The 26,521-nt window shown below is 68.2% G+C and carries 23 protein-coding genes and 1 pseudogene; 7 read left to right on the top strand and 17 right to left on the bottom strand.

Annotation, left to right across the window (positions count from 1 at the left end; all coding sequences use genetic code 11):
* The first annotated feature begins 127 nt into the window (after positions 1 to 127).
* The 3 genes from AC0IYU_RS25140 to AC0IYU_RS25150 are packed head-to-tail and all read left to right on the top strand — an operon-like array spanning position 128 to position 1,806.
* A complete protein-coding gene (locus AC0IYU_RS25140; protein ID WP_472122451.1) occupies positions 128 to 559 on the top strand; it encodes a hypothetical protein in 432 nt (143 codons plus the stop codon).
* Positions 556 to 1,314 (top strand): StbB family protein, encoded by a 759-nt coding sequence (gene stbB, locus AC0IYU_RS25145; protein ID WP_472122454.1) that lies wholly within the window; start codon positions 556 to 558, stop codon positions 1,312 to 1,314. The genes AC0IYU_RS25140 and stbB overlap by 4 nt, the downstream gene beginning before the upstream one ends.
* Before the next feature lie 12 nt (positions 1,315 to 1,326).
* Positions 1,327 to 1,806, top strand: a complete 480-nt coding sequence (locus AC0IYU_RS25150; protein WP_472122457.1) for a hypothetical protein — start codon at positions 1,327 to 1,329, stop codon at positions 1,804 to 1,806.
* 63 nt (positions 1,807 to 1,869) lie between these two features.
* Here the strand turns inward: AC0IYU_RS25150 and AC0IYU_RS25155 are convergent, their stop codons facing one another.
* The 3 genes from AC0IYU_RS25155 to AC0IYU_RS25165 all read right to left on the bottom strand — a co-directional run bounded on the left by AC0IYU_RS25155 (position 1,870) and on the right by AC0IYU_RS25165 (position 3,932).
* A complete protein-coding gene (locus AC0IYU_RS25155; protein WP_472122460.1) occupies positions 1,870 to 2,001 on the bottom strand; it encodes a hypothetical protein in 132 nt (43 codons plus the stop codon).
* 428 nt (positions 2,002 to 2,429) lie between these two features.
* Positions 2,430 to 3,404 (bottom strand): universal stress protein, encoded by a 975-nt coding sequence (locus tag AC0IYU_RS25160; protein ID WP_472122463.1) that lies wholly within the window; start codon positions 3,402 to 3,404, stop codon positions 2,430 to 2,432.
* 129 nt (positions 3,405 to 3,533) lie between these two features.
* Positions 3,534 to 3,932 carry a GreA/GreB family elongation factor gene (locus AC0IYU_RS25165; RefSeq protein WP_472122466.1) on the bottom strand — a complete coding sequence of 133 codons (399 nt, stop codon included), beginning with the start codon at positions 3,930 to 3,932 and terminating at the stop codon, positions 3,534 to 3,536.
* Positions 3,933 to 4,890: 958 nt separating this feature from the next.
* Between AC0IYU_RS25165 and AC0IYU_RS25170 the strand changes: the two genes are divergently transcribed.
* The gene (locus tag AC0IYU_RS25170) at positions 4,891 to 5,118 is read left to right on the top strand and encodes a hypothetical protein (protein WP_472122469.1); all 228 of its coding nucleotides are present in this window, start codon (positions 4,891 to 4,893) and stop codon (positions 5,116 to 5,118) included.
* A gap of 127 nt (positions 5,119 to 5,245) precedes the next feature.
* On the opposite strand, the gene AC0IYU_RS25175 is transcribed toward AC0IYU_RS25170, so the two are convergent.
* From AC0IYU_RS25175 to AC0IYU_RS25200, 6 genes and pseudogenes are all read right to left on the bottom strand, one after another.
* The gene (locus AC0IYU_RS25175; protein ID WP_472122472.1) at positions 5,246 to 6,448 is read right to left on the bottom strand and encodes an ArdC family protein; all 1,203 of its coding nucleotides are present in this window, start codon (positions 6,446 to 6,448) and stop codon (positions 5,246 to 5,248) included.
* A 501-nt stretch (positions 6,449 to 6,949) separates the two neighbouring features.
* Positions 6,950 to 7,594, bottom strand: a complete 645-nt coding sequence (locus AC0IYU_RS25180; RefSeq protein ID WP_472122475.1) for a JAB domain-containing protein — start codon at positions 7,592 to 7,594, stop codon at positions 6,950 to 6,952.
* A gap of 352 nt (positions 7,595 to 7,946) precedes the next feature.
* Positions 7,947 to 8,075: pseudogene (locus AC0IYU_RS25185) on the bottom strand (XRE family transcriptional regulator); the annotation flags it as partial.
* Complete coding sequence (locus AC0IYU_RS25190; RefSeq protein ID WP_472122477.1) at positions 8,033 to 8,632, bottom strand: integrase arm-type DNA-binding domain-containing protein; 600 nt, start codon at positions 8,630 to 8,632, stop codon at positions 8,033 to 8,035. The pseudogene AC0IYU_RS25185 and the gene AC0IYU_RS25190, both read right to left, overlap by 43 nt.
* Before the next feature lie 236 nt (positions 8,633 to 8,868).
* Positions 8,869 to 9,225 (bottom strand): helix-turn-helix domain-containing protein, encoded by a 357-nt coding sequence (locus tag AC0IYU_RS25195; protein ID WP_472122480.1) that lies wholly within the window; start codon positions 9,223 to 9,225, stop codon positions 8,869 to 8,871.
* 325 nt (positions 9,226 to 9,550) lie between these two features.
* A complete protein-coding gene (locus tag AC0IYU_RS25200) occupies positions 9,551 to 11,506 on the bottom strand; it encodes a serine hydrolase domain-containing protein (protein ID WP_472122483.1) in 1,956 nt (651 codons plus the stop codon).
* A gap of 291 nt (positions 11,507 to 11,797) precedes the next feature.
* Here AC0IYU_RS25200 and AC0IYU_RS25205 point away from each other — a divergent pair, with 291 nt between their 5' ends.
* Together AC0IYU_RS25205 and AC0IYU_RS25210 are read left to right on the top strand one after the other, a co-directional pair.
* The gene (locus AC0IYU_RS25205; RefSeq protein WP_472122486.1) at positions 11,798 to 12,985 is read left to right on the top strand and encodes a serine hydrolase domain-containing protein; all 1,188 of its coding nucleotides are present in this window, start codon (positions 11,798 to 11,800) and stop codon (positions 12,983 to 12,985) included.
* 37 nt (positions 12,986 to 13,022) lie between these two features.
* The gene (locus AC0IYU_RS25210) at positions 13,023 to 14,882 is read left to right on the top strand and encodes a serine hydrolase domain-containing protein (protein ID WP_472122489.1); all 1,860 of its coding nucleotides are present in this window, start codon (positions 13,023 to 13,025) and stop codon (positions 14,880 to 14,882) included.
* Positions 14,883 to 14,957: 75 nt separating this feature from the next.
* Here AC0IYU_RS25210 and AC0IYU_RS25215 read toward each other — a convergent pair whose 3' ends face one another.
* From AC0IYU_RS25215 to tssJ, 6 genes are all read right to left on the bottom strand, one after another.
* Positions 14,958 to 16,133, bottom strand: a complete 1,176-nt coding sequence (locus AC0IYU_RS25215; RefSeq protein ID WP_472122492.1) for a serine hydrolase domain-containing protein — start codon at positions 16,131 to 16,133, stop codon at positions 14,958 to 14,960.
* A gap of 40 nt (positions 16,134 to 16,173) precedes the next feature.
* Positions 16,174 to 17,094, bottom strand: coding sequence for an AraC family transcriptional regulator (locus tag AC0IYU_RS25220; RefSeq protein ID WP_472122495.1), 921 nt, complete (start codon positions 17,092 to 17,094; stop codon positions 16,174 to 16,176).
* A gap of 263 nt (positions 17,095 to 17,357) precedes the next feature.
* Positions 17,358 to 21,167 carry a type VI secretion protein IcmF/TssM N-terminal domain-containing protein gene (locus AC0IYU_RS25225; RefSeq protein ID WP_472122499.1) on the bottom strand — a complete coding sequence of 1,270 codons (3,810 nt, stop codon included), beginning with the start codon at positions 21,165 to 21,167 and terminating at the stop codon, positions 17,358 to 17,360.
* On the bottom strand, positions 21,164 to 21,862 hold the full coding sequence (locus AC0IYU_RS25230; RefSeq protein ID WP_472122502.1) for a DotU family type IV/VI secretion system protein: 699 nt from the start codon (positions 21,860 to 21,862) through the stop codon (positions 21,164 to 21,166). Before AC0IYU_RS25230 ends, AC0IYU_RS25225 begins: the two co-directional genes overlap by 4 nt.
* Positions 21,863 to 21,865: 3 nt before the next feature.
* Complete coding sequence (tssK, locus tag AC0IYU_RS25235; protein ID WP_472122504.1) at positions 21,866 to 23,257, bottom strand: type VI secretion system baseplate subunit TssK; 1,392 nt, start codon at positions 23,255 to 23,257, stop codon at positions 21,866 to 21,868.
* A gap of 12 nt (positions 23,258 to 23,269) precedes the next feature.
* Entirely contained in the window at positions 23,270 to 23,962 is a 693-nt protein-coding gene (tssJ, locus tag AC0IYU_RS25240; protein ID WP_472122505.1) for a type VI secretion system lipoprotein TssJ, read from the bottom strand.
* Positions 23,963 to 24,087: 125 nt separating this feature from the next.
* On the opposite strand from tssJ, the gene AC0IYU_RS25245 reads away from it, so the two are divergent.
* On the top strand, positions 24,088 to 24,579 hold the full coding sequence (locus tag AC0IYU_RS25245) for a hypothetical protein (protein ID WP_472122507.1): 492 nt from the start codon (positions 24,088 to 24,090) through the stop codon (positions 24,577 to 24,579).
* Between the two features lie 25 nt (positions 24,580 to 24,604).
* Here the strand turns inward: AC0IYU_RS25245 and AC0IYU_RS25250 are convergent, their stop codons facing one another.
* Positions 24,605 to 25,435, bottom strand: a complete 831-nt coding sequence (locus tag AC0IYU_RS25250) for a hypothetical protein (RefSeq protein ID WP_472122510.1) — start codon at positions 25,433 to 25,435, stop codon at positions 24,605 to 24,607.
* A gap of 5 nt (positions 25,436 to 25,440) precedes the next feature.
* Positions 25,441 to 26,505: a serine hydrolase gene (locus AC0IYU_RS25255; protein ID WP_472122512.1), complete on the bottom strand. Its 1,065-nt coding sequence runs from the start codon at positions 26,503 to 26,505 to the stop codon at positions 25,441 to 25,443.
* Positions 26,506 to 26,521: the final 16 nt, after the last annotated feature.

The raw sequence follows: 26,521 nt of genomic DNA on the forward strand, positions 1-26,521 counted from the left end.
GTGTCCAAGCTGTGTCCACCACGCGTCCTTTCCCGACTTGGCCTCACCTTGATTTGTCTTGTTTAAAAAGACAAAATAACAGCGTCACGCGAAATGTATCGCCATAACGATCACCAAGGCAACCACCATGGACGACCCATCCGTCGACCTTCTGGAGCGGCTTCAGCGGCACACCGAGGCGCTGGTGGCGCAGCACCTGCGCAGCGTCTCGGCAGTGGTCGCCCGGCTGCGCGAAGCCATCGGCCAGGCCCACGCGATGGGCCACAGCCATGCGTCGATCCACGCGCGGCTGTGCGCCGCCGGGCTGGCCCTGAGCTGGAACAACTACCGTGCCGCGCTCGTGCGCGCGCGGCGTCGCACGCGAGGCGGCGCGACCGGCGTGCAGGCGACGGCACCGGATTCCCCGGTGCTCGGGCGCGTCGCCGACGACGGCGCCAACGCCCCGGCCGGTGCGCCCACGCAGCTGCTGGACGCGCTCGCCTCGGCGCAGCGCGCGGCGGCGCGCGACTACGCTCAGGTCGCGCGCGCGAGCGGCCGCAGAACCGGGACCTTCTCATGAAAACCTGCGTCCTCAACCTGTCGGGCAACGTCGGCAAGAGCACGCTGGCGGTCCACCTGCTCGCGGCCTTCACGCCCGGCGCGCGCATCGTGAGCGTCGAGTCGGTGAACGCCAGCGAGGTCGACGCCGTGGATGCGTTGGACGTCGAGGCGTTCAGCGCGAGCCGGTTCCGGGAGATCTTTCGCGAGATCATGGTCCACGACGAGCTCATCGTCGACGTGGGTGCGTCGAACGTGGCGGCTTTCATGAGCGAGATGGCGCGCTTTCGCAGCGCCGTCGGCGAGTTCGACCTGGTCCTGGTGCCCACGGTGCCGGCGGACAAGCAGCAGCGCGACACCATCGCCACCGTCGACTGGCTCCATGCGCTGGGCGTCGCGCCGCGCAAGGTGCGCGTGCTCTTCAACCAGTACCCCACCGACGCCCTGGAGGCGGTGGCCAGCGTCTACCCGCAGGTCGTGGGCTACGGCCTGAGCGACGGCCGCCACAAGGCGGTCTTCGAGCCCCATGCGGTGATCGCGCGCAGCGAGGTCTTCGAGCTCGCAAAGCACACCCGGCGCACGATTCGCGAGCTCGCCGCCGATGCCACCGATTGGAAAGCCGCGCGCGCCGAGGCGCGGCGCGCCGGCGACATGGAAGCGCTCGAGCGTGCCATGGCCGGGCAGATGACGCACGACCTGGCCATCACGGCGCAGGACAACCTGGCGCGCGTGCATGACCTGCTGTTCGCGCCGGGGAAAACGGCGCGCAGGGCCTGAAGGCAGGCGCGCATGAGTGCCGTCACCGCACAGCAGGCCGCACTGCGCATCCTGCTGGAGGACGTCGAGCCGCTGCTGCAGCGCGCCGAGGCGGCCGCGACACTGGTGCAGACGGCCCGCGCCGGCCTGGAGGGCGACCTGGGCACGCTCGCGACGCTGGTGCAACGCAGCGTGGACGCGCCCACGGCGCTGCTGGAGGCCAGCCGCCGGTTGGACAGTGCGGCCGCGCGCATCGAGTCCGCAGCGAACGCCATAACGCCGAGAGGGCCGCCGCTTCGTCCCCCTGCCACGGCCTCGCCGGGGCGCCGCTGGCACAGCGGTGCCGGCGCGGTGCTGTTGTGCCTGGCCAGCGCGCTGTGCGGCGCCGCGGCCGCCGTGGCGCTGTCGCGCGAGGACGCGGCGCAAGCGCAGCTGGGCCGCGCGTTGCAGCGCGGCTGGCCGGCGCTGGATGCCGCGACACGTACCAAGGTCGAGGCGGTGCTGCGGCCATGAACCTCCCCGAAAAAGGGGCGCCGCATGCGGCGCCCCTGACTTAGACGTGGTGACCGCAGAAGCTCAGCCTTCCCCCTCCTCCTCGCCCTCGTCTTCCCCGGTGCCGCCCTGGAAGTCCTTCACCGTCGTCTCCTCGTCGCGCAAGGCACCGTGAACGGCGTCCTGCGTTTCGCGCGCGCGCAGCGGCTGCGGCAACCAGCGCGTGCCTTCGAGCAGCGCGGCGCAGTGCGCCGCGAGCGCTGGCTTTTTTCAGGGTCGCGAGCGCCGGCGGCGGCTCGCTGCCGGTCGCCTCCCGCACCGCGTCGAGAATCGCGCGCTTGCTCACGTGCTGCAGGTAGTGCTGCGGCGTGGCCTGCCACCAGTCGGCCATGTCCATCCCGAGCGCCATCGCCAGCGCGTCGCTCGTGTCCGGCCCCGACAGCGATCTCGCGCCGATCGCATCGATGCTGCGCGCAGTGCAATAGGCCAGCAGCGCTTTCGGCCTGAGAGAGGACGGCGGCGGCGCGGCTGTCGGCATAGCCGCTCGCCGCGAGCGCGAGGGTGCCGTCTCCGCACACCCGAAGCGAACGCAGCCTCAGGGGGCGCCCTTCTCTTCACTCATCGCTGCCTCTGCGCTCCTGCGCCTACACACCAGCCCGCATTGAGGCAGGGTTGGGACCGCACGGTGCCTGCGGTGCGCCCGCTCTGACCCGGTTGACCGCAGGGCGCTCTGCGGGCAGTCGGCTCGCTGCGGATGGGCTTGTCGCGGGTTGCCACCCATGCGGCACAACCAGCACGTCGGTGCGCCCGCTCTCGCCGTTCGAGTAGTTCAGAAGTCGACCTGCCACGCTGCCAAAGAACAGGTCCGCGACGGTTGATCCGGGATGCTTGCCAAGAACGATCAGGTCTGCGCCGCTGCGCTCCTGCTGCACGAGTATCTGGCGCGCCGGGTCCCCGTGCGCGATGGCCGACTGCACGCGGTTGCGCCTTGTGTCGAATGAATCGGTGAGCCAGAACATGCGGTCCTGTGCATGGCGCCGGCACTGGTCGCGATAGGCCTTGATCGCCCGTGTCGAGACTTCTGCATGGCGAAGCTTTCCTTCGTTCGCCGTGCTCACTGCATGGAAGAGCTCTACGGATGCCGTTTTGCTGAATGAGAAGCTGAAGTCCACCAAACTTCGGGAAGTCCGGGTGAAGTCGACGGCCACCAGCAGGCTTCGGTAAGGGTGCTGGGCGGCACGCCGCACCACGAGCACCGGTCGGCCGGCGCTGCGAATGAACGCCTCCACAGGCTGCCCCAGAAAGAAGGAGCGCATGCTTCTCAACGGCGCCGTCCCCCACACGACCAGGTCAGAGGCAGTGACCTCGGGGCGAAGGTCTTCGAGTGAGTGATGGAGTCGGCCGGCCGTCCGTACTGGGAGGCCGTGCGCTTGCGAAAGCTGCAGCGCACAATGGGCCAGACGGGTCCCTGCATCTGCAGGTGCAGTGTCGCCAGGCCAGCCGATGTAGGCGAGCTTCAGCGCGGCGCCGTGCTCGGCGCTCAACAGCGCAGCCCGGTTCAGTGCGTTGTTTCCCTGTGAGGAGAAGTCGGTCACGGCGAGGATGAAGCGAGGGGTCATGGGAAGTCCTTTCGAGATGGCTAGCGCCAGCCCTCGAGCCGCGGCCGCAGCGGGCTTGGAAGGCAAATGCAGATAGGTCGGCTCGCTAGAGCCAGGAACGGGAAGGGCTGCCGGCCGCAGGCCGACTCACTACCGGGTGCGGTCGCCGTTTGCTTCGGGCTGCCGGTGGATGGCCACGATTTCCGCAGCCCAGTGCTCGCCGTCGGGGGTGAGCCACTTGGCGGTGTCGAGAACCCTCAGGCCTGGCAGACTGCTACCGACCGGCGAAAGCACCGAAATGAAGCCCGCAGCCGGCTCGGCGTCTCGGGGGTAACAGATCGTGAGCACCTCGCGGCGGGATGTATGCACATCGACGATCTCGATGCGGGACATCGTCATCAGGTCAGCAGGAATGCCACGTGGGTTTGTCAGCTCGACACCGTCAAGCATTTCGGAGAAAGCGGACGGACGCTGCTCACAGAGTGGCTTCGTCAGACGAGCGAAATCGAGGTCGGTGAGCGTGCGCTCGCCGTGAACATCTGTATGCATGACAGCACTCCATCAATGCGGCGCCTGTGAAGGACGTCCGCTACCGCGCGAGGCTGGTGCCCGGCGGTGAATGGTTGCGCTGAAGGGTGGGTGCGACCGCCGGGCTTAGAAATGTGCTTGAGTCAGCTGCTGCCGAGCCTTCCTTGCGGCCGCACACGCACAAGTCGCTGCAAGAAGCAGCGCCGAAGCGGCATGGGTGCAAATCAAGGTGGTCATGATGCATTCAATCTTATCCGGATGAGCCAATCTTGCAGCCTTCGTTCGCATTGGCCTCACGGTCTTTGCCAGATTGCCGACGCACGCAGGGTCCGGAAGAGGCGGACAGTGACAGTGATCGAAAACCTCCAAACTGCACGTACAAAGATAAACCCACGCCGCGTTCACGAACTCATGCGAGCTGACCTTCAGACCGCCGAATGAAATCGTATTCATTGAGTGAGAGGCCAGTCAAAGCCGATAGGCAGGCACGTATTTACGGAGCGCCTACCGATGACCACGCCGCGCAGAACGAATGCCTCAGCTATGCGAGCTGGTTTTCAGCATCAGAACTCGATGATCGTCGGTCGCCCCCGAGGAACCATGTGAGCATCAGGTTCCTTGAGGATGTAGATCAGCAAATGCCCATGCGTGGGATCACTTGCATAGACCAGCGCACGATCACTGACCTTGCGGGAGCGATGTCGCCATTGCAGATTCCAGCGCCTCAACGCAGGAGGATCGGCCAACGGGACCAAATGAACATGACGCAGAACGTTGGGGACGACGTTGACAGGAGGGGCGACATACGCGCCGTCCTTTCCGAAGAGATAGCTAGCATACTCCCCCGCCGAACCTAACGCCTTCCAACGGTCGAACTCTCCAGCGAAGTTGTGCGGATCTTCGCCTACCGTGACAAGCTGGCGACTTAGTCGATCACGCGCCAACGATATGCCCGCCCGCCAGCGCAGCCGAAGCGCAGATGGCGGCAGTGGCCCATCAGTGCCTCCTCGCGGCGCTGGACCATTCGAAGGCTGACTACATCAACGTCATTCTTGAACTGCCTGATAACGATGCCGGCGGTGCAGCGAACCGAGACCGCGGCCCGCACGCCGCAGCGCAGCCGTCAGGGTTCGCAGACGGCCGCAGGCCGCCAGCGCACAGCGTGCTGCGCGCAGACCTTGACGGCGAGAACGACGTGCAACGATGAGAGGGAAGAGCAAGACCACCCTCCCCCTCGCCCTCCTCGCCCCGCTTCCTCCTCTCCGCTTCGGTTCCCAGCCACCCACACCTCTGGGCAGCCGACAGCCAGGCCAGCGGATCGACCCGCTCGCGAATCAGCACAGCTCCCCGATCTCCGGCAACGTCCGCGCCACGATCCAGTCGAAAGCCTCGCTCGCGTGGCGCGCCGCTGTGAAGATGGCGGTGCGGTCATTTCGCAGCACCGCGAGCCAGGCCTCGAGATAGCCCGCATGGCCCTCGATCGTCGCGTCCACGAGCCCGCAATGCCCCATGAGGAAGGCCGCGCCGAGTTCGGCCACGAGCTCCTCGAACGCATAGGCCGCATCCCCGAAGCGCGCGCCGAACGCGCGGTGCAGCCGCGACGGATGGCCGCTCCAGTGCACGAGCTCGTGAAGCAGCGTGGTGCAGTAGTTCTCTGCGTTCACGAAGCGCTCGGGCAGGGGCAACCGGATCTCGTCGAGCGCCGGCACGTACATCGCGCGCTCGAAGCCATGGCGCACCACGGCATCGCAGCCGGCCACCAGGCGCAGCGCGTTCTCCACCGCAGTGCGGCCCTCGCCCCCGCCGCCCTGCGCATCGGCCGGCGACGCCTCGATGGCCGCCTCCGAGGACTCCAAGGCCTCCGAGACCACCGCGCCCGTCCCCTCGGGCAGCCCGTCGACCTGCGCCAGGTTGAACAGCCAGAACGGCCGGCAACGCATGAAGCCCGAATGCGCCGCACCGAGACCACCGGCAGCGTCCCCCTTGCCGTCGCCCCCGCCAACGCCAATGCCATCGCCTGCGGCCCCTTCGGCCCGAGCGCGGTCCACACGCTCGAAGTGCGCGCACATCACGCCGTGCTCACCCCGGCGCACCTGACCGCCGAGCGCCATGGCCTGCCGGTAGGTCATCCAGAGATGGGTCGCATAGCCCTGCGTGAGGGCCTCGTCCCACAGCAGCAGCACATTGGCGCCCCGGTACGGCCGCCCCGTCTGCAGGTTGCGCGGGAACCCGCGCGACGCCGCCGCGACCCAGCGCGCGCGGAACACGTGGCCGCCCTGTTCGAGCATCGCGATGATCCGGTCTGTCACGGCCTGGCGCACGTCGACGCGGCCGCTCGGCCGCGAGGCAGTCCTTGCATCCAGACACTCTGCGGTGGGAGGGTCCTCGGGGGGTACGGGGGGAACGCCCGTGGCAGTCCCGGGCCGCGCAGCGCCCGAGGACTGCGCCGAAGGCAACGCGAGATCGTCGCGCGCAACGCGACGCGAGGAACGGGAAGGAAAACCGGAGGTCATGGCGAAGCCTTTCTGCGGCGTCACGCCGCGGTGGTGGTGGAAGAAAACCTGCCGTCGGAGCCGCCTCGACGCAGACCGGGCAAGGGGCCAGCGAGCAGGTCCAGGGCCCGCCCGCAGGCCGCAGCCGAGCACCGGAGGACCGGGCGAGGACGGGGGCGAAGCCTTCACCCTGGAGCGGGGAGCGACCCGCGCCATGCGTCGATCAGAGGCGGACCGGCAGCAGGCGACCGGCCACCACGAGGCAGGACCGCGCCGCCACGCGGCCATGTCCCGACCTTCCACGACCGGGGCGCGTCACCCGATGGCGCCGCCGTTCGCATCCTGCGCGGCCACGCCGCGCACGCCAAGTTCTGCGTCCTTTGTGTGTCCAAGCGCCAGCCGCGCAGCGGCTCACGCCACATCGCCCGCGGAACGCGCATGCCAGATGCCGCAGCACGTCGAAGGCGCGGGCGGCGTAGATGGGGCCGCAAGCAGCGAGCCCCGCAGCCCGATGAAAAAGGGGCGCCGAAGCGCCCCGTGGCCTCGCTAAACGAGGCCGCGTTCGGCCATCGACACCGCCCGGTTGCCGGCGACCACGAAGTGGTCCAGCACCCGCACGTCGATGTACGCCAGCGCTTCCTTCAGCGCATTCGTCAGCAGCTGGTCTGCCGCCGACGGCTCGACCCCGCCCGACGGATGGTTGTGCGCCAGGATCACGGCCGCGGCGTTGTGCTGCAGCGCGCGCTTGAGCACCTCGCGCGGATAGACGCCCGCCTGCGTGAGCGTGCCCCGGAACAGATCCTCGAAGGCCAGCAGCGTGTGGTGCGCATCGAGGAACAGGACCGCGAAGCTCTCGTGCGCCTGGCCCGCGAAGTGCAGCTTGAGATAGTCCGACACCGCGTACATCGAGCGGAACGCCTCGCCCGGGCGCAGCTCCTCGGCCAGCAGCTCCCGCGCCAGGCGCAGCCCGCACAGCAACTGCGCGCAGCCCGGCAGCGACGAGTCGCGCGCGAAGCACACCAGCTTGTGCAGCGAACGGTCCTGCGCCTCGTACAGCACCTCGGCATCGGCGCCGAGAAACGGCCGCAGCGCCGCGAGCACGCTGCGCTCGCGCACGCTCCAGGTGGACAGCGACGAATCAGCGAAAGCATCAGGTGAAGACGCAACGACGGAAGAAGTGAGAGCGTTCATGACGAACTCCTGTGGGTGACACAGGCGGGATTGCCTGCGAGACCCCGCCACCCCGTCGCAGCGCAGCGCTCCAGGCCGCCGCAGGCGCGCGGCACGCGCCGAGCACGCGCAGCGCGCGCAGGGCCTTGAACGCGAGAACGAGGGGGTAGCCTCAGGGCTCACAGGCAAGCCCTCCCCCACCCTTCGCAACGCCAACGAAGGTCCCCGCTCCAGGTTCCCGCTTTCTCTGCGGCTCGGATCCCGGGCAGCTGGGCACCACGCCCTTCCAGCGTCCACAGCACGGACATCACCCCCTCGGCCTTGCGACGGTCGCCACGCGGCCCCTGGTGTCGAGGGCGAAGAGATCGATGTCCTCCGGCCGCGTGAACACCGCCGAAAGGTACGAGACTGGGCGGGCGTGAATGGCCTTGATGCCATGCAAGGCCGTCGCATCGAAGATCAGCGAATGTCCCGCTTCCGCCGTGACGGCCTTGGCACCGTAAAGGCAACCGCGTGCTGATGCACGTGCTGCACCGCCTCGTGCACGCGCTGGGCGCGTCCCCAGGTTGCCAAGGTCCCTGATCCAGTGCAAGGATCGCACGATCTCGGTCGGCGCGATCTTCTCGATGGGCCGCTCACCGACCCAGGGAAAGGCGTGGTCTCCAAGTGACGGATGACCTTGCCGGCGTAGCCGGTCGACCATTGCCGGTCTTTCCTGGCATTGGCGACCCAAGCGCGCGCCAACAGCTCGAAGGTATTGAGCGCAGCGACGCGCTCCTGCTCTTCTCGTTGCCGACGAGCCTCCCTGAGGTCCTGCCCGCCAGCGCGCAGGCTGCTGGCTTCATAGGCCTTTTCGCGCGCCTGCGCCGGTGTCACCGCAGGGTACGGCCCCAGCCCGAGCTTGACGGTCTGCCGTCCTTCTCGCAGCGACTCGCCCTTCGGGGGTACGGGGTTCGAGATGGGACTATTGAGCGAGACGCAAATCAAGGCGGCCAAGCCTGGGCCGAAGAAGTTCTTCCTCAACGATGGCGACAACCTTTTCCTGCGCGTGCGCGACACTGGGAAGGCTTGGATCGGGGTCCGGTAGCTTCAGGCCCTCGATCAGGTCGGTAGTTTTGGACTCCCATTTCAGGTCGGTCCCGCAGCAAGCTGCGCATCCACTCATCACGGATGTGGACGGACCACTTCGCGCTATAGAGGTCCGCGTCGGCCAGGCTGAGAAGCACGTCGCGCAGCAACGCCGGATACAGGACGTTGCCATCGAGCACCGCTGTGTACCGGGCGCTTCCCGCCACTCACAGCTCCTCGCCCCTCTCCTGGGAGAGGTCGTTCAATTGTTTGAGAGCGCCGGCCGACCGCTGCTTCTGCTCGTCGTTGTAGCGCATGAGTTCTTCGAACTCAATGCGGCGGTGCCGGTTGATCAGCCGGCACTGCAGCCGGCCAGCCTCGATCTCCTTGATCACGAAGGGGCGCGACACATTCAGAAGCGCCGCAGCTTGCTGCGTCGTGAGCTCCAGCTTCTGCGGGACAAGCATCATCGGCTCACGTTTAGCCATCTGGCGCAGCACGTCGGCAAAGAAGCGCAAGGCACGCGGAGGCAGCAGCAGCACGGGGGCTTCACCCCTGCTATCCCCCTCCATTTCGATGGTCACTTTGACGGCTTTTTGTCTTGGAGTGGTCCAGGGCTGCAACCAAGCACGCCGTCGCTGCGCCGGCCATTTCCGCTTCCATTTCGCTGGCTGGGTCGAGTATCTGGGTCATGCTGGGTCCTTTCATAGCTGGCGCTACGCCGGCGCCTCAAGCGAAATAAACGCATCAAACGCAATATTCGCAACAGCGGGCATCGGAGGAAAGATGGCCTCTTGCAGCTGGCGCCCTCATTCAGAGGCCGGATCCTGCGGCACCATGTCCATCGTCGTTGCAGCAAAGCGCATCGGTACGCATGGGTGATGGTCGGGCGTGAACTGTGCGTGTCCGTCACGATGGAGGCATTCCTTCCGGCCTCTGAGGTCGACGCTGGAATACAAAGCTGCCTTCGTGCAGTTCCTCTGACGATCGCCGGGAATTCGTCGGGTCCGACACGGTGACCATGCGCAGTTCGACGAGGTCGCGACCAGCAAAGCCAGGAACCTTGATCGTCATCCCCGCCGTGAGGTCGTCGACCACTCGCAGCAATTGCCTGTTGTTCCACAAGATATAGCCCGACAGTTCCTTCAGTTCGTCGATATGGCCGATCGTCGGCCCGAGCAGTTTGGCCATCGACTCCGGGGACTCGTTGGTGCAGACCCAGCGGCTGCCCAGGCGTGCGCGCCAGGCGTCCGGCAATGGCGCATCCAGCGGCGGCAGCCGCTCGCCCAGCACCGCGCCGTTCCAGTACAGCCCGTTGCCCGAGAGCACGCGCGAGACCAAATAAGAATGCCCGCCCACCGTCTGGAAGCGAATGCAGGCGGCTGAATTTTTGTCGGACCACCAGGCGCCGTCGCTTCGTTCACGCAGTTTTTCGATCCCCTGCACGCTTTCCCAGCGGCCAGCCGTGGACCAGAGACTCAGCGCCAGCGAGCCATCGCTCTCGGCCACGATTCGCAGCGGCCCGGATTCACTGGCATAGATGCCTGCGAGCTTCGAAATGTCCGCCGATGAAGACGCCAGCGGCGGCACGGTCGAGGCGATGGCGGGAGGCAGCGACTTGATCGCCCCGCGTTCCTGTGCCGCGCGCATCAGCGCACCCTCTGCCAGCGCGAGCGCGCCGTAGTCGAAACCGTTGCCGCTGATCATCATGGCCAAGCGCGGCTCCGGCAGAATAAAAAACCGGGACGAAAAGAAATAGGTGTCCCCGCCCTTCTGCCAGGCCTGCAAGTCCGCTGCCGCCGCGCCCTGCTGCCGCACGTCGTCCCATCCGAGCCCCCAGGTCGTGGACGGAGCGGCGGGATTAGCGATGCGGACATGAGGACCCTGGTCCATGCCCATCTGCCGGATTGCTTCGGCCGAGACGATGCGCCGCCCCTGAAATGTGCCCTGGTCGAGGAACAGCCGTGCGAACTTCATCATGTCACCGGGGGTGGAAAATGCGCCTCCAGTGGCATAGCCGGGCATCATCTCCTGCGACTGGCGCTTGCCCTCGTAGTAGGGATGCACAAAGGTACCTTCGGGCAAATTGGGCAAGTGCGCAACCGGATATCCGGTCAGGCCCATACCCAGCGGATCGAAGATCTCCTGCTGAACGAAGTCGGTGAAGTCCTTGCCGGTGAGTTCGCGCACCAGCGGTTCGAGCAGGGTGAAGCCATCGTTGCAGTACACCGCGAGTTCGCCGGGCTCGTGCTTCAGGTGCGACTGCGACAGCGCGTACATCGTGTCCTGCGCGTAGTCGGGGATGCGTATGAAAGCGAAAGCGTTTCGGTAGTTGGTGCCCGGCATCCCCGATGCGTGCGACAGCAGGTGGCGCACCGTGATGCGAGTAAAGCCCGGTGAGAGCATGCTGAAAGAAGACAGCAGTTCGACGACCGGCTGCTCCAGCCCCAGCTTGCCCCGGTCGCGAAGGATCATCACGGCCAGCGTCGCGAACATCTTGGAGACTGAGCCGATGTTGACGCGCATCTCGGGCGTGGCCAGAAGCTCGCGCTCGCGATCGGCATGGCCGAATGCCTCGCGCCAGACCACACCGTCGGCGGCCAGCAGGGCCACGGAGATGGCCGTCGTTCTGCTGTCGCTTCGGCTCAGGGCCGCCTTTATGGCCTCGCGACACCAGCGCACCGTTTCGGAACCTGACGCCTCGGAAGATACCGGGGCCATACCACCCCCTCCCGAGTCGCTTCCCCCGCAGGCCTGCAGCAGCGGGCCCACCAGTCCTGCGGTGGCCAGGCGGAGGCAATGGCGGCGCGAAATCCGCTGTCGCGAGGCGCCCTGAAGACCGGCGAAGTCGCGCGTTGCAGTCATGGTTCTTGTGCGTGTTCCAGACCATCCGGGGACGGCTGCAACAACTCTTCTTTTTGAATGGATCGAGCTTAAGCGCCCTGCAATGAACGAGGCAGCGGGCTCGCATTACACATGAAACTTAAGCACCAGCGAGCGAGCCGGATCGCGAGAATCGGGCCACCTCGACGAAGCGATGTGCAGCAGCAGTGAAGCCAGAGCTTGTGCGAACGAGTCGATCACCAACCCAACACCGACTCGATGACAAGCGAAACTTCAACGCAGAGCCAGTGCGCCGGGCAGGCGCTTGCACCGATGTCACGCACGTTCGCGAGCAAGGTGCCGGGTCTGCGCCATCGCCTTGCAGTTGTTTGTGCCGGCGGCGTGCTCGCGCTCCTTTCAGCCTGCGGCGGCGGCGACGATGACGAGAACTGCGCAATCGGCCAGGTGGTGCTCGAAGCGACCTGCACCGATTCGGCGAAGGCGGCCGAAAGGGTGCGGCGTGTGGTGCGCAAGACGATGACCGAGCTCGACCTGCGCTCGGCCATCGTGAGCGTGAGCGTCGATGACACGCCATTGCTGACCGAAGCCTGGGGCGAGTCTGCCCCAGGACAGGCTGCCACCGTGGACATGCACTGGCGCAGCGGCTCGATCGCCATCGCCTACCTGACGACCGCGCTGTTGCAGCTGCAGGACCAGCGTGTGCTCAGCATCGATGACAAGCTCTCGAAATGGCTGCCCGACTTTCCTCATGCAGCCGACATCACGCTCGCGATGCTGGCCGACTCCACCTCTGGTTATGCGGACTACGTGGACCTGAACGTCCTTCCGCTCTACAAGGACGTGCACCGGCAATGGAGGCAGGACGAGCTGATCAAGGCGGCTCTCGCGCAGCCGATGAAATGCAAGCCGGGGACGTGCTTCTCGTATGCCCACACCAATTTCGTCATCCTGGGCCGCGTCATGGCGATGGCCAGCGGCCGGCCAGTCGCCGAGCTGATCCGCACCGGCGTGCTGGAGCCGCTGGGCATGCGCGAGACGCGCAGCGACTCCACGCCGTTCATTCCACCGCCAGTGCTGCACGCTTTCTCTTCCGACCGCGGCCGCTACGAGGACAGCACCGACTGGAACCCTTCGTGGACCATCGCCGAGGGCGCCATCATGACGAGCACCGTTCCCGACGTGATGCATTCGGCGGCAGCCATCGCAACCGGCCGCCTGGTCTCGCCCGAGGCCTTCGCACAGTTCCTTGAGCCGCGCACCGCGTCCTTTCCGCAAATGTCCACCGAGCGTTACTACGGGCTGGGGATCCTCGTCTCGAACGGCTGGGTCATGCAGAACCCGAGCTTCTTCGGCTATTCGGGCCTGATGGCCTACCTGCCCTCGAAAAAAATCGCCATCGCCGTCACGACCACGTTGGGTCCCGCCTCCCCGGAAGGCAACACGTCGGAGCAGCTGTTTCGCCGCATCGCGCAGGACCTTGCGCCCTCACGCACGCCTTGATCCTGCGACAGACACCCTTCACTCTACCTATCGCGCCATGACCAGCAACTCTCTCGAAGGCTTGAACCGCCGCCGCTACCTGCAACGCGCAGGACTGACCCTGTTGGCGCCGATCCTGGTCGGCTGCGGCGGAAGCGACAACGCCACCGCCATGCAGCTGTCGTCGGGCGCGGCCGCAGGCAGCGGCGCACCGGTCGTGGACTGGGGCCGCGAAGCCATCAAGGCCGCCATGGCCGAGAGCAAAACCTCGGCGATATCGGTCGCGCTCTGGAGCGGCGGCGAGGTGGTATGGCAGGAAGCCTTCGGCTGGGCGGACCGCGAGGCCCGCAGCGCGGCCGGCACGCAGACGCGCTTCAACATCGGTTCGGTCAGCAAGGTGCTGGCAGCGCTCTCGGTAATGATCCTGCAGGACCGCGGCCTGCTCAGCCTGGACACGCCGGTGGTCCGGTACCTGCCGGAATTCCGCATGCTGTCCGACGGCTACCGGCGCATCACGGTGCGGCATTTGCTCAGCCATGCCTCGGGTTTCCCCGGCACGCACACCCGCAATGTCTTCGCCTTCGCACCGCATACCGACTACGCGGCCAACGCCGAGGCCGCGCTGGCCGACACGCACCTCAAGCACGAGCCCGGCGAGCTCGCGGTGTATTGCAACGATGGCTTCACGATGATCGAGCGCGTGGTGCTGGCGCTCACCGGCACGCGCTACACAGAGTTCGTGCGCACGAACATCCTGGAGCCCCTGGGCATGACCCAGTCGGGCTTCACGCTGGCGCCCTTTGCCGAGGGCAGCTTCGCCCACCCCTACGACGGCAAGCAATGGAAGCAGGAATTCGTCTCGGCCTACGCCACGGGGGGCCTCGCCAGCACGCCGGGCGACATGCTGCGCCTCGGCCGCATGTTCCTCGGCGCGGGCGTGTTCGAGGGCCGGCGCATCGTATCGGCCGCCGGCGTGGCCGAGATGGGCCGCAATCAAACGACAGCGCTGCTCATCAACCCGAGCCCCGAGGTCCAGATCGGGCTGGGCTGGGACAACGTGCGCCAGTCGGGCATGCTGGCCGCCGGCCAGACCGCCTGGCAGAAAAACGGCGGCACTGCCTTCTTCAGCAGCGAATTCTTCGTGCTGCCGGAGACCGACATGGTGCTGATGCTGACCGGCAACAGCCTGGGCTACGGCGCCACTGCGCTGGCTGAGAACATTCTGCTCCACGCACTGCAGGACCGCCGGGCCGTCCCCGCGCTGCCGAGGCCCGTCAGCCATGCGCCCCCGGCACTCGCAGCTGCGCCGGAGCCCGATACGACCGTCGCGGGCATCTACGGCAACTATCTCGGACCGATCCAGGCCGCCTTCGTCGCCGGCCGCCTGAACCTGCGACGCTGGAAGGCGGAAGGCTGGGCGTCGATGTACGAACGTCTTGCGTTGCGCAGCGACGGCAGGTGGTGGAGCGAGACGGGCGACGGCTTCTCGTTCCAGTTCGTCGTCCTGCGGGGGATGCGCTATCTCGTTCAACGCCGACCCGGGGCCAGCGGCCACTACTGGGCGACGGCGCCCCTGGGGCAGCAGCTGTCGCCGCTAGAGACCCCCCTCCCGGCGCTATGGCAGGCGCGCGTGGGCACCACGTGGGAGCTGGCCAACGAGTCGCCGGACTCGGCGGCCATGCGCAATGGCCCATTGCGCGCTGCATTGGGCGTGCTGGCCGAACTGCCTGGCTACCTGATGTGGGCCAACAGCGAACTGGTGCGTCCCCTGGACGATGCGCGCGCCGGCATGACGGTGAAGGTTTCGGTCAACGACGGACGCGACCTCACCGAGCTGGTGTTCCGGACCGTCGATGGCGTGGAGCAGATCGGCAGCAACGGCTTGATCTTCCGCCGCGTCGGTACCTCCGCTTCCTGAACCTTTCAGGGCTCCCTGGCGCCCGTCCCGTGCGGCCCCGGGGGTACCGTTGCCGGCAACGGCCACCAAGTCGGCTCAGGCCGCCTCGACCACCGCAGCCAGTTTCTCGAACAGTTCCTGCGCCAGGTTGAGGTGTTGGCGGCCGCCAGTGGGCGAAGCGTTCACCATGACCGACACCGTCGCGCTGCGCGCTTCGAGAAACATGGTCGCGACCTGGAATCCGACGCCGCTGCCGGTGTGACCCCACCAGTTGCCGATCTGTCCGATGCCTAGGCCGTAGCGGTCGTACTCCGGGCCGTTGGTAACGTCCCGCGCGCGCGATTTGCGCACGCCCTGCAGCTGGGCACCGATGAGTGTGCCGCGACCCAATGCATCGCCCCATGCAAGCAGGTCGGCCAGCGTCGAGGCCATGGCGCCGGAGCCGGCCAGACACGTCGGGCTGACCAACGGCTGGTCGTCGACGGCACCCGTGGCGACGTCGACCGCGTAGCCCGTGGGCGCCGGCGGCGGGAGTGCGGCCGTCGACGGATAGCTGGTGCCGGTCAACCTGAGCGGCCGGAAGATCTGCGCAGCCAGCACGTCGGCCAGCGGCAGGCCCGTGACAACTTCGATCACCAGGCCCAGCAGCACGGTGTTGGTGTTGCTGTATTCGTATTGCTCGCCCGGAAGAAACGAAGGCGGCACGGCGAACGAGATGGCCACCAGCTCCTGTGGCGTCCACACGCGCAGAAAATCCTCGACGAAGGCTTCGATGAAACTCGGTTGCATCGAATAGTCGGCCAACCCGCTCTGGTTGCCCGCGAGATCGGCCAGGCTGATCAGGTTGCCATTGGGCACGCCTGGGATGTAGCGCGCGACCTTGTCGTCGAGCCCGAGCTGTCCCAGTTTCACCAATTGAAGGAAGACCGTCACGGTGAACGACTTGGTGATGCTGCGCAGGGGAAACGTGCTGTCCAGCGACAGCGGCGTGGCCTTGGCCACGTCGGCCTGCCCGAACGCACGCGTCCAGGGCGCTGCGCCGGCCACGCGCACGCCTGCCAGAACGCCCGGCGGGCGATAGGTCGACATGAGGGCCTCGACGGCCTTCACATAGGCGGCGTCGCGAGAAGGTGTTTCCGGGGTGGCCGGCGGAATCACGATGCCCTCCGCATTCCCGGAGCCGCCACCGCCACCGCACGAGGCGAGCCATGGAACCAGGGCCGCTGCACCGGTCCAGCGGACCAGGTGACGGCGTGAAGGATTGAAACGCATGGTGATTGCTCCTGAGTGTGTGGATCTGCGGGGCGCCGTGTCAGGCGCCCGTTTGCGAAATGGCCATGCCCCTCGGCGCGCGCGTCACGTCGATCGGCTGTTCGAGTGCCATTCGCTGGCGCGCCTCGCGCGCGGGCATGCCGAAGCGCCGGCGAAAGAGCTTGCTGAACACCGTCTGGTCGGAGAAGCCGCAGGCATAGGCAATGGCGCCGATGCTCAGCTGTCCGCTTTGGGGCTGGTTCAGGTAGCCGAGGCTCTTGAGCAGGCGCATCTCGCGCAACGTGGCATGCACGCTCATGTCTTGCGATGAAAACAAACGGTAGAGCTGCGCGCGCGACAGGCCGGTGTCCCTCGCGATGTCGACCACGCTGAGGTCATGCCGATGCAGGTTGCTCTGGATGTGCCGGTGGACCAGCTGCAGCCGATCGACGCCCTGCTCGGACCCCGACATGTACACCGAACCGAGCAGGGCCTCGGCGGTCTGGAAGATGCCTGCGAGCACCGCCTCCAGTTCGTCGGAGCCCAGCGCGACGCCGTGGTTGGCCAGCGTGCCCAATTGCGATGCCAGGAAGGGCGCGAGCGCCAGATGGTCGATGGCCTCTATCGAGCGCGCCCTGGCCGCCGGCACATGGCCGAGCAGTTGCACCAGGCGTTGCCTGGTGGGGCGCACGAAGCTGAAACGCGCGCGCTCCCAGCGCCCGCGCAACGTCTGCGCCACATCGCACAGCAAGGCGCTGCCAGGTCCGAAGCGCGTCTGGATGCCGTTGTTCTGCTCGACGGCGAGCGTGCCGCGCTCGATCAGCCACAGGCAGACGTCGGCCTCGCGCGGCGCGCTGGCGCCCGGCCAGGTCGAGCGCATCTCCGATGCCGGCACCTCGCAGTGGCCGACCATGCCCTTGGTGTCCTCGCACAGGACGCCCCGGCCGAGCAGGGGATCGTCCGAGGCGAGTTCCAGGTGCATCGACCCGAAAATGCCGGTCGTGACTTCGCTGCGATGCCTGGCAGCGCTCAGGCCGTCGGCAGAAAAAAGACGCCGTCCGCCAGAACGCGCGGAAGAAGTTGCAACCATCGAATTTCCAGATCCACCCGGGAACCCCCGGACTCCAGCGCGCGATTCTCTTGGCGTTGCGATGGACGGCCAAATTACAGGCGTAGCAGGCGTGTTTGGCATGTCGTGGGAGTCCATTGCGCGCTGTGTCTTTGTTGCGTTGCTGCGTTGTTGAGTTACCGCGCGGCCGCCGGGCCGATCAGCGCGTCGAACATCGCCTGCAGGGTCTGGGGCGACTTGCTGCGGCTTTCCACGCTCCAGCAGGCGCCGACACGCGGCGGCACCGACACCTGCATCAGCGGCTCGCCGGAGGCGCCCGGCGCGCGCAGGTCGACCATCGCCTGCGCCTGCCCGAGCTGCTGCGCCGCCAGGCGCTGCTTCTCGGCCGCGATCTCCACCTGGTCGCGTGCGAGCCGGGTGATCTGCGCCTGCGCCTTCAACAAGGCATCCTGGCCTTGCAGGTCGTAGCGCACGCTGATCTTGCTGACCTTCATGGCCTCCAGCCGCGCGCGGCTCTGCGGAAAGTCGAGCACGCCGAAATCGTGCGTGCCGTCGCGAAACTCGCCGACGAAGTCGGCCACCCCGGTGGCGCCCGCATAACGCCGCGTCAGCGTGAGTTCGCCGACGCGTATCTCCAGCGTGGCTTCGCCGCACTTCGCAGCGCTCCATTCGAGTTGCTCGGTCACCGGGAAGTTGTAGTTGTTGATCACCTTGGCGCCCGCTGCGCAACGCAGCGTGAGCGTCGTCAGGTAGGGCTTGACCGTGGCCTCGGGGTTCACGCCGGTGGGCTGCGCGGTGAGGGTCAACGGCAGCGGCGCCACGCGCAGGGCCTCGGCCTGCTGCCGGGCTTCGGCCAGGCGCGACTCGATGGCCTGCAGCGCCTGGCCGGACTCGAGCTGCTGCTTCTCGGCATCGGCCTGGCGCTTGCGCTGTGCCAGTTCGAGCTGCTGCTGGCCGACGAGCTGCTCGACGCGCTTGTTCACCGCACCGTTGAGCACCGGCAGGAAGGCCGGCGTCATGGGCAGGCTGTAGCCCAGCGTCTCGACCGTGCTGAAGCGCGTGGCGTCGCGCCGCAGGAAAGGCTTCGCGGGCCCGTCGGCAAAGGCCCAGACGGTGCCCTGCGTGCCGAACAGCTGGTCCATGATCTGCGTCATCGAGGTGGCGCTCTGCAGCGGCCACATGACGCTGGTCTCCCAGTCCTTCTGGAGCACGCACGAAGCCTGTTGCTCGACGTAGCGCAACAGGAGGTGCAGCGGCCCGCTGGCCAGCTTCCACACCACGGCGCTCTCGCCGCCATCGAACCCCGAGTCCCGCCGCAGCTCGCGCATGGCGTCGGCCACGGCACGCAGGCGCGACGCGGGCACGGCCGGGTCGGTGCCGAAGGCATGGAACTCGGTCGCCAGCGCCATGGCCTTGCCTTCGCCGTCGAGCGCGTCGCGCATGACCGCATCCAGGCCGGCGTCGTACGTCCTCAGCTGCTTGCGCAGGGCGAGGTCGCGCCGCACCGTCTCGCGCCCGAGCGGCAGGCTGGACGTGCTCGCCTGCAGCGCTCGCCCGCCGACCGCGTTGAGGGATCTCAACAGCGACACGGTCGCGTTGCCCGCCAGCATCGCGCCGGTCCGGGTCTCGGCCTGAAGCCGCGCCAGCGTGCGCGCCAGCAGCAGCCAGCGCGGCAGCTCGTCGTCCTTCAGGCCGGCGAATTCCCGGCGCAGCCGCTCGATCAGCAGCGTGTACGGATCCTGTCCGTTGGCCACGCGCGCCAGCGCGCCGTGCCATGTGGCTTCGCCGGCGATCAGCTGTTCGCCGGCCGGGAAACCGGTCGCGAACTGGTACCAGGCATTGGCACGCTGCAACCTGTACCAGCCCTCGAACTGCAGGCGCTCGCGCTCGAACTTCGGGCGGTCCCTGACCGCCGTCGCCATGTCGTCGAGAAAGCGGCCGATGGCGCGCTGGCCCTCGCGCGTGAAGGCCACGGGCACGCGCGAGGCGGCCAGCTCGGGTGCGAGCGCTTTCGCATTCACCGCGCCGGCTGCGCCGGCCAGCGGCTGCCAGAACGAGGCCAGCGTCACGTCGGCGCCCAGCAAGGCATCGGCGGGCAGGTCCAGCAGCCACGCCAGGGGCGGCGCACCGGCGTAGGCCTCGTGGTCCAGCTGCGTCTGCGAAGAGGCGAGCCGCGCATCCAGAAAGCCGTCCTCGTCGGGGTGCCAGGCGATGTAGGAGAGCCCCAGCCGCTCCAGGCGGTGGACCGTCTGCGTGTCCACTCGACTGGCAGGATCGACCGGCAGCAAGCCCGGCAGTCCGTCGAGCTCGCTGCGCGAATCGCCCGCGATGCGCCGCTGGATGTGATGGATGCGGCGCACCAGGTTGTACGCGCGACCCGCGCGCAACTGCTGGGCCGGCACCAGGCTGTCCGGGCCGACCTCCTGGAAGGTCGCGTAGTTGCCCCGCTCGATGTAGCTGCGAAAGTTCGACACGAAGCTGCGCTGCAGCTCTTGCTCCAGCTGGCCCACCTCGCTGGTCGCCACCATCCATTGGCCGATCCAGCGGTCGTTGCGCTTGTCGACCACGGCCAGCGCATCGCCGATGCGTTCGAGCGTGCGCGCATCGTCGTCGAGCTTGCCGACGAAGCGCGCGTCCAGCGGATAGGTCTCGCGCACCAGCGCCACGGTCGTGCGGTTGTGCTGGAAGGCCGCCGTCATCAGCAGCATGGCCGCCAGGCACAGGGCCAGCCATGCAAGCAGCCCGAGGTGGCGCGTGGCGCGCCGCCAGTGGTTGACCAGCGCGGCCGGCAGGCCGGCGTGGCGGTCGCGCGGCAGGATGCGGCCGAAGAAGTCGTGCAGGAACAGGCCCGTGTGGGTCGTGCGGTGCGAAGGCACGGGCGCCAGCAACTGGGGCAGCAGGGTCGAGACCGCCCCGCCCTCCTGCGCGCCGCTGCTGAAGAACAGGCCGCGCAGGAAGGGACTCTCCAGGTAGGGGTGGTCGCTGAAGCAGGCGTCCAGGAACAGGCGCAAGCCGGCCTTCACCTGCGCGAGCTCGCTCGGGAACATCAGCAGCGCGGGCGTGGCGCCGGGCGCGCGCGCGGCCAGCTGCAGGCGCAGCAGGCCCAGGCGCTCGCCGATGCGGGCGAACGCGCGGTCGACGAAGTGCTCTTCGCTGCTGGTCGCCAGGTAGCCCATGGCGTGGTCCAGCGCGCCGGGCTCCAGCCGGGCCGACCAGTCTTCCCAGCCGTAGAGGTGGTCGCACTGCGTCACGAGCAGGTAGATCGGAAAGCGCCGGTCGAACAGCCTGATCAGCTGCTCGATGCGCTCGCGCAGCACCCTGCCCTCCTCGGCCAGGCCGTCGCGGTCGGGGTTCTGCAAGCGCCGCACGTCGATCGTGAGCACCAGGCCGTTGATGCCCTCGTGCGGCCGGTAGCGCGCGAGCTGGTCGAGCACCACGCTCCATTCCTCGCGGTCCTCGCGCGAGCCTTCGGCTTCGACATAACGGCCGGCGCAGTCGATCAGCACGGCATCGTCGAAGAACCACCAGTCGCAGTTGGCGGTCTGCACGATCGGCGCGTTGCGGTCGACCTGCTGCAGCGGCAGGCTCAGCCGCGAGCGCGTGAGCGCCGTGGTCTTGCCGGCGCCCGAGCGGCCCACCAGCATGTACCAGGGCAGCACGTCCAGCGGGTTGCCGTGGCGCCGCAGGCCCGAGCGGCGCAGCGTGTCGACGGCCATCTTCCAGCGTCGCCTGAGCACCGCCTGCGGCGACATCGCCTCGGTGCGCAGGCGCTGGTCCGCGTCGGGCCGCGCGATGGCGCTGCGCGAGCGCGCGACCACCAGCAGGCGGCGAATGAAGCGGTAGAGCAGGTAAAGGCCCACCGCCCCGCAGACGATGGCCACGGCACTCCACCACGGCCAGCCCAGGCAGAGTGAAACGCCCCAGCCGACCAGCGCGAGCAGCACCAGCACGCAGGCCCAGACGATCAGGTTGCGCAGGAGTTTCATCGGATCAGCGGCAGGATGGCGTGGACCTCATGGCGCAGCACCAGGAAGAAAAGCAGGTAGAGGCCGCACAGCACCAGCACCGGCACCGTGAGCACCAGAACGCTCAGGCGCGAGAGCGCGAAGCGCCGGCCGGGCGCAGTGCCCATGCCCTCGGCCGCCTTCAGCTCGACGCCCGGGAACACCAGCGCGGCCGCCTCGGCAGCGGGCAATCCCCTGGCACTCGCCTGGGCGAGCACGTGGCGCATCGCACGAAGGCGGATGTCGGCCAGCGCGCGCACCGCGTCGCCCTGACCGTCGTGCGCGCCGTGGCCGTAGCGGCCCGTGAAGCCCATCGAGAGGCACAGCACGTAGACCTCCTGCACATCGGGCTGCGCGTCGCCCAGCCGCGCGAGCCTCTCGAAAAAGGCCACGCCCGCATTCGACAGGTTGAAGAACTGCCGCTGCAGCAGGTGGCGCTGCCAGCCCGCAGCCTGCGGCCAGTCGCAGGTGGACAGCGTCTCGTCGACCCAGGCCGCGACCGCGAACAGCGCCTGGCGCACGTCTTCCTCGGGCGTGCCGATGGCCAGCGCGTCGTGCTGCGCCTGCGCCAGCAGCGGCTGCAGCCGCGCGGCCATCGCCGGGGCGTCCTGGTCCGGGGCCAGGGCGAACTGGCGCACCACGGCCAGCACGGGAATGAAGGCATCGACCAGTTTCACGGGCTACCTTCTCACGACCGCGATCTCGGCGCGCAGGTCGCCCGGGGCATCGAGCCAGGACAGCGAGACCAGGCCGTCGCGCGTGACCGACTCCCACTGCCGGCTGATCTGCTCGATGCGGAAATAGTGCGAATCGGCGCGCCGCGGCAACCCTTGCGGCGCCACCGGCAGGTGGATCAGCTCCAGGCCCGGCAGCGCCAGCGAGAGCAGCTTGGGCATCTCGGCGCTCGGCCCCAGCCGTGCATTGTTGGGCACCGTCTGCGCGACGGCGGCGGCCAGCGAGTCGCTGCGAAGGAGCAGGTAGAAGCGGTTGTGCTCGCCGAAGAGCCGCTTGGGCAGCTCGCCGCTGTAGAGGTGATCGCCTTCGGGCTGCAGTTGCACGATGAACTCGGCGCCCACCGTGATCTCGTTGAGCATGTGGCTGATCAGCGCATGCGCGCGGGCAAAGCAACGGCCGATCTGCCGATGGTCGTAGGCCGGCACGCCTGCGGTGCCGTCCTCGGCCTCGCCGAACATGTTGAAGCGCTCCGAAAACGAACTCAGCTCCCCCACCAGTTGGCGCAGCACGCCGTACACCGCCCAGGGATGCAGGTGCTCGACCTCGCTCAGGTGCTGCAGCTGCGGGCTGAAGCGGTTCATGGTTCGCAGCGCCAGCAGGAGCACCACGTCGGCGGCATCGAGCCCCGCGCCGCGGGTGCCGCCCGGGCTCTTGTAGGCCTGCAACTGCCGGGCCCGCCCCGCGAGCTCGTCGCGGATGTCCCGTATCTGCTGCTGCAGCCACTGCGAGCCCGACAGCGCATAGCACGGCGGCACGTAGTCATCGACCAGCCGCACCAGGGCGCCGTCGCGCACCAGCCTGGCGATCGGCACGAGCTCGTAGTCCTGCAATGCCTCCAGCTCGCTGTCCAGGAAGATGCGCAGCACGAACATCAGCGAGCGCACCTGCGCGGGCGCTGCATTCGAATAGAGGTCGGGCACCTCGTCGCTCGCGTGGGTGGTCGCATACCGGGTCGGGGCGAGCGCTGCCTCGGCGAGCTCGCCGACCGTGCTGACGTTCGACTCCGTGGCGTGCAGGCGACGCAGGCCCAGGTAGACGTTCAGCGGCTTGTCGCCCTCGAACTGCTCGGTCGTGAAGGACCGGCCCGCGATCACCGCGTTGCCCGGGTATTCGACGTAGGTGCGGTCGGGAAAGAGCACCTGCGCCGACTGCACTTCGATGCGCTGGTTCGCGATGGCCGCGGTGGCCAGCGCGAATTCGCCCACACCCCAGAAGTGCGGCTGGCCGTTCTCCAGCGCGGGCTTTCGCTGGAACTGCTGGTGCAGGTCGGACTGCTGGAAATGCTGAGGCTGCAGGAACATGCCCTGCTGCCAATAGATGCCGGCCTTGTCGTTCATTGGATTCGGTGCTCAGAGTTTTCGGGTGGACGGATCGGCGGATTCCCCGGGCTGCGGCGCAAGGTCGATCTCGCGGCCTCCACCGTCCAGCGGAATCCACGCCGATTCCTTCTTGGGTATCGGATAGGCGTTCAGCCTGCTCGCCGAGACGATGCCTTGCGAACCCAGGTTCAGCCGGATCGCCAGGGGCACCGGCTCGGCGCTGTAGGTGCTCGAGAACCAGCCCTTGCTGCTCACGGCGAGCGGCACCTCGAAGAGCCGGGCGTTGCCCTCGGCATCGAGCTGGTAGTAGCCGGCCACGAAGCCGACGTAGTGGCTTTGCTGGGCCCGGTCGAGCGCGAGCAGCGTGCGCCGGCCCGGCGCCACGACGTAGCGGCTCAGCCGCACGAAGTCGGGGCCGGCCTGGCCGCTTGCCAGCACGCGCGACAGCTGCTGGGGGTCGGCCTTGAGCTTGTGGAAGGCCGCGGCGTCGGTCATCTGGAACACGCTCAGCAGCAGGGTGTGCGGCACGTTCTCGTAGAGGTTGAGGTCGGTGGCCGAGGTGATCTCGATCAGCACGCCGTCCTTGCCCGCGTCCCAGCTGACCTCGGCGCGCGCCTGCCTGGCCGTGTTGCCGCCCATCGCGGAATTGGCTGCCGCGCAGCCTTGCAGCACGGCGACCGCCAGCGCGCACAGCGCCAGCACGGCGGCGAACCGGCGGCTCACGCGCGCACCCCGGCCATGTTGCCGATGAAACAAACGCGGGGCCGATTCGCAAGGCGCAGCGCGCCCCCAGCCCGTACCATGGCGGACCGCCCTTGCCCCGCCATCGCATGCACCGCTTGCTTCGCTTGCTCCGTTCCTGCCAGCCCGCCTCGACAGCCGCCGTGTTCTGCGCGGCGGCCCTCGCGGGCGGCTGCGCCCATGCGCCCCAGCCCGAACCCGAAGCCCCACCGGTTGCCGCGCCGGCCGCCGTGACCCCTGCCCCTGCGGCCGTCGGCCCGTTCAGCGTCACCCCGGTCCTCGCGGTCTACCGCACGCAGGTGGCGGAGAACGGCACGCGCGAGCGCTGCGGCATGCAGATCGCGCCGCCGCCCAAGGCGTCGCTGTGGTCGCGGGTGTTCTCCTCCGAACCCACCGGCGAGGGCGATGTCCCGCCGCCGGTCTTCGTGCCGGAGACTGCATGCGACAGCGTCGCCGCGCAGCGGCTGCAGGCCGCACGCTACCGCGTCACCTACCGATTCGACGGCGACGAATACAGCGTCGATCTCGGCTACGACCCGGGTGCGGCGCTGCGCCTGGATTCGCTCGGGCACGTGGTCGGGCCCGCCCTCCTGCCCTGAGCGGACACGCACGGGAGCGCAGGCCTCAGTCGAGTGCGAGCAGCGTGGCATCGGCACCGTCCTCCTCCGTGTAGGGCATCCACAGCAGCGCGTCGGGGCGCCCGCGCACGCGGGCGTAGTACGACACGGGGCCGCTCGCGGTGGCGCCGATCTCGTTGCGCAAGGCCCAGCCGGTGAAGGCGCGCCCGGCGCTTTCGAGCTTCAGGCCCGATTGCCCATAGGCGATGGTCGATGTCTCGGGCAGGCCACCGCCGGGGCCGGTGGCCTGGAAGTCGATCGAGGCGCCCTCGCCCGCAACGGCGAACATCACGCCCTGCCAACTGCCCGCACCCGGTGCGAGTTCGATCCACTGGCCGAGCTGCTCGTTGCCGTGGACCGAGATGCGGTCGGCGGCCGGCACGGCACCGGGCCGCGCCCGATGCATGCGCGCGACCAGCTTGGCGGGCCAGGCGGCGCCGGGCTCCAGCACCAGCGCATCGCGCAACTGCGCGGGCAGCGCGGGCAGCGACGCAACGTCGGCACCCGCATCACTACCCGCGCCGGGTGCGTCGGGCCACAGCACCGCGATCCCGAAGTCGGCGCCCAGCGCACTGCGCAGGCTCGCCGCGATCAGGTTGAGGCCATAGCGCACCGACGGATCTTCCAGCGCTTTGGCATCGGCCAGCACCAGCCAGAGCGCGGCGCGCTGCGCGATGAACGCATCCACCATCGGTCGCCAGTCGACCGCGAGCACCTTGTGCGGCGTGGTCTCCCACACGCCGCCCAGCGCCTTCAGGCCATAGCGCGCCAGCGTGCCCGCCAGGGCGGACATGCGCTGTGCGTCGGGTGCGAGCGCGGTGACGGCGACGATGGTCATGGCGCTCACGCCTTGCGCAACGCGTCGGCCACCGCGTTCAGCACCTTTGACGCGGCGGCGCCGAATGCGGGCGTGCGTTCGTTGCTGGTCTCGCCGCCTTTCCAGTTCTGCACGAAGGCGAAGGTGACGGGCACGTTGTTGAAACGCATCTGCCCCGCCAGCGACAGCGCATGGAAGTCTTCCCAGTCGATGCTGCCACCCTTGCCGTAGGAGATCACGTCCGCCGGCACCACCTGCCACAGCGCGGTGGCCTGCGAGGAAATGCGCTTGAACTCCCGCAGGCTGGCCGCGGTGCTGAAGAACTTGCCGGTGAGCGCCTGCTGGTACCAGCTGACCAGGTCGGAGGCAGAGCTCAGCATCGACTCGGTGGGGTTGATGACGTCGGTGCGAGGGGTCAGGCCGGCGCTGTCGCCGCTCAGGATCTTCAGCATGCCGGGCCAGCCCAGGTCGACGCCGATGGCGGCGCCCGCCAGGTAGGAGAACACGCGCCGGGTGGAATCGAAGATCTGCGTGTTGGCAAGGCCCGCCTGCGCGATCAGTGCCCGAACCCGGTCCGGCCCCGCCGCCGCCATCGCGATGTCGGTGGCGGTGTTGTCGCTGCGCGCGATCATCGCGTCCAGCACGTTGCCGTAGTTCGACGTGCCGGTGAGCCCGCCCAGCACCGGGCTGCTGATGCTGCGCTGCGCGTCGCTCACCTCGCAGCGGGTGGACAGGCCGATGCTGCTGCCCGCCGCCTCGGCCCCGCGCAGGAACTGCGCCAGGATGAAGGTCTTGACCGCGCTGGCAGCGAAGAGCTTGCGCTCGGTGCCCTGCCCTGCGGACCAGGGGACGGGCGACACGTCCGTGCGCACCAGCGCGCCCGAGGTGTCGGGGGCCATCGCCACGAATTCGTTGATCGCCTGGTCGACGGCGACGGGCACGCCCTGGGCAAAGCTGCTGAGGCTCGTGCCGCCGCCGCAGGCCACGAGTGCCGGCGCCGCGATGGCCGCTGCTGCACTGCGAAGCGCCTGCCGACGGCCGGCCAACGCAGGGATGTCGATGCCGGGTTTCTTGCCTGGATGGATATTCATTCGGGTTCCTCTGATT

It is taken from the genome of Variovorax sp. AC103 (assembly GCF_979254005.1).